The organism is Nonomuraea sp. NPDC049784, assembly GCF_040659615.1.
GTDB lineage: Bacteria > Actinomycetota > Actinomycetes > Streptosporangiales > Streptosporangiaceae > Nonomuraea.
Window position 1 is genome coordinate 1 of the sequence record NZ_JBFAMX010001000.1, and the last position, 2,426, is coordinate 2,426.

The 2,426-nt window shown below is 68.3% G+C and carries 6 protein-coding genes; 3 read left to right on the forward strand and 3 right to left on the reverse strand.

What is annotated here, in order from left to right:
• A partial coding sequence (locus AB0J09_RS62330) for an alcohol dehydrogenase catalytic domain-containing protein (RefSeq protein WP_360713606.1) occupies window positions 1-487 on the reverse strand: 487 nt, incomplete at its 3' end.
• Window positions 488-580: 93 nt separating this feature from the next.
• On the opposite strand from AB0J09_RS62330, the gene AB0J09_RS62335 reads away from it, so the two are divergent.
• From AB0J09_RS62335 to AB0J09_RS62345, 3 genes are all read left to right on the forward strand, one after another.
• A complete protein-coding gene (locus AB0J09_RS62335; RefSeq protein ID WP_360713608.1) occupies window positions 581-898 on the forward strand; it encodes a helix-turn-helix transcriptional regulator in 318 nt (105 codons plus the stop codon).
• Between the two features lie 73 nt (window positions 899-971).
• Window positions 972-1,529: a TetR/AcrR family transcriptional regulator gene (locus AB0J09_RS62340; RefSeq protein WP_360713616.1), complete on the forward strand. Its 558-nt coding sequence runs from the start codon at window positions 972-974 to the stop codon at window positions 1,527-1,529.
• Between the two features lie 41 nt (window positions 1,530-1,570).
• Window positions 1,571-1,966 carry a tautomerase family protein gene (locus tag AB0J09_RS62345; protein WP_360713610.1) on the forward strand — a complete coding sequence of 132 codons (396 nt, stop codon included), beginning with the start codon at window positions 1,571-1,573 and terminating at the stop codon, window positions 1,964-1,966.
• Window positions 1,967-1,973: 7 nt separating this feature from the next.
• Here AB0J09_RS62345 and AB0J09_RS62350 read toward each other — a convergent pair whose 3' ends face one another.
• The gene (locus tag AB0J09_RS62350; RefSeq protein ID WP_360713612.1) at window positions 1,974-2,195 is read right to left on the reverse strand and encodes a TetR-like C-terminal domain-containing protein; all 222 of its coding nucleotides are present in this window, start codon (window positions 2,193-2,195) and stop codon (window positions 1,974-1,976) included.
• Window positions 2,183-2,426: helix-turn-helix domain-containing protein (locus AB0J09_RS62355; RefSeq protein WP_360713614.1), on the reverse strand; the 244-nt coding region annotated here is incomplete at its 5' end. The genes AB0J09_RS62350 and AB0J09_RS62355, both read right to left, overlap by 13 nt.

The following is a 2,426-nucleotide window of genomic DNA, read 5'->3' on the forward strand; positions in this document are numbered from 1 at the left end:
CGGCCAGGCCGACGCTGCTGGAGGCCGCGTTCAGCACCGCCACGTCGCCGGCCCGCATCCCGCCCACCTCCACCATCGCGCCGTACGCGGTGAGGTAGGGCATCCACACCGCGGCGCCGGAAACCGCGTCCACCCCATCGGGGCGATGCAGGAGGGCGCGCGTCGGCGCGATCGCCTGTTCGGCGTACATGCCGTAGTCGTTGTACGAGAAGGACGGCACGACACTGACCGCCTGCCCCACCTCGAACCCATTAACGTCCGGGCCGACCGCCTCGATCACACCGGCGGCCTCAGAGCCGAGCCCGGCGGGCAGTTGCTTGACCGGCTCGATGTACTGGCCGCCGCGGAACAGCGCCTCGGCCCTGTTGACCCCGATCGCGTCCACGCGGATCCGTACCTCGCCCGGTCCCGGCTCACCTGTCTCCAGGTCCTCCAGCCGCATCACCTCGGGCCCGCCGACCTCGTGGAACCGCACGGTCCTTGCCATGCCAACCATCCTTCGCTCGCCGTGAACGTGACCCACTGAAGCTCATAAGTACGATCGCTGTCAAACTTCGATGATTGTCGTACTATAGGGCCCATGGGACGTACACCGCCGCACCCAGAGGTGTCGCAGTTCGACCTCCAGCAGGTGCTGGAGGCCCTCGTCGATCCGGTACGCCGGAGCATCGTCACGCAGCTCGACGCCACCGGCGAGGACATCAAGTGCGGCGATTTCGACATACCGGTCAGCAAGTCCACCGCCACCCACCACTTCAACGTCCTGCGGGAGGCGGGCCTGATCCGGCAGTACTACGTCGGGACCTCGCGAATGAACGCCCTCCGCCGCACAGAGATGGACGAGGTGTTCCCCGGCCTGCTCGACGCCCTCACCACACCGCAGGCCATGGCGCGCTGACTCCTGCGATCTTCGGTACGTCGCCCGCGGGTTGCCTCTGTACCTACTAGTATGTACGATCGTGACCGTGGACATGAGAGAACGGCTGATCGAGAGCACCCGAGAGCTGCTGTGGGAGCGCGGATACGTGGGCACCTCGCCGAAGGCGATCCAGCAGCGATCCGGGGCCGGCCAGGGCAGCATGTACCACCACTTCCGCGGCAAGCCCGACCTTGCACTGGCCGCGATCGCCCGCAGCGCCGACGACATGCGCGCTCGCGCGGAGGCGGAGTTCTCCGGCTCCGGGACCCCCGTCCAGCGGATCACCGCTTACCTGCGCCGGGAGCGGGAAGCGCTCCGGGGCTGCCCGGTCGGCCGCCTTACCCAGGACCCGGACGTGATGGACGATTCCGTGCTACGCCGTCCGGTCGAGGAGACCTTCGCCTGGCTGCGAGCCCGGCTCGCCGGCGTCCTCGCGGAAGCACGGTCACAAGGCGAGCTGGACACCGCGCTCGACCCGGCGGCCACCGCCACCGCGCTCGTCGCCGTGCTGCAGGGTGGGTATGTACTGGCCCGCGCCGCCGGTGACGCGGAGGTGTACGCGCAGGCCGTCGACGGCGCGCTCGGCCTGCTTGCCGGACACGTCCGCTGAGGTGCCCGCTCACTGCGTGAATCATGTGAAAGGACGAAATCATGCCCTTTGTTCGTATTGATGCGCTCCGCGCAGACGAGAAGCGGCTGGACGCCCTGGGCCGAGCCGTACACGATGCCCTGGTCGACGCCATCGGCATCCCGCAGGACGACAGGTTCCAGGTGCTCACCAGCCACGACGGCACGCATCGCATGTTCCGCTACGACGACGACTACCTCGGCATTCACCGGGACGACGACATCGTGTTCGTCTCCATCACCATGCGCTCGGGTCGTACGGCGGCCCAGAAGCAGGCCCTCTACCGCAGGATCGCCGATCTCGCCGAGGAGTACGCGGGCACCGAGCCGCGGAACGTGTTCGTCACGATCTACGAGAACCAGCCGATCGACTGGTCGTTCGGCGACGGCGTGGCGCAGTACGCCGAGGCCGGCCTATGACGGAAGGTCAGCGAACCGCGCGGACGAGCAGCTCGGGATCCACGTCCGCGGCGATCTCTCCCCATGTGACGGCATGGTCCAGGATCTCGCGCAGGGCTGCTCGGCGGCTGGACAGGAATCGATCCCGGAACGCCTTGGCGAAGACCGGGTCGAGCAACGCCTGAGCCATGAGGCCGCTCAGGATCGGCCGCTCGTCGTGCTGCCGGAACGTGGCGTTCAGGAACGCCACCAGGTCCGCGGGCAGCGAACCCTCGTCCGTAACGGGCTCTCCACGGCTGCCCGGTCGAGCAAGGCATCGAGGACGACTTCGGCCTTGGACCCCCACCAGCGATAGATCGTCGGCTTGCCCGCGCCGGAGCGGGCCGCGATGCCCTCGATGGTCAGCGCCCCGTGCCAGGGCGATGACGATTCTCGCCGCCGCGATCGATGAGCTGCGCGAGCGCGGGTACGGTGCGCTGAC

Bases quoted from the DNA above. Each gene is read 5' to 3' on its own strand.
- AB0J09_RS62335 (WP_360713608.1), top strand. From the start codon at position 581: ATGGGACGTACACCGCCGCACCCAGAGGTGTCGCAGTTCGACCTCCAG.
- AB0J09_RS62340 (WP_360713616.1), top strand. From the start codon at position 972: ATGAGAGAACGGCTGATCGAGAGCACCCGAGAGCTGCTGTGGGAGCGC.
- AB0J09_RS62345 (WP_360713610.1), top strand. From the start codon at position 1,571: ATGCCCTTTGTTCGTATTGATGCGCTCCGCGCAGACGAGAAGCGGCTG.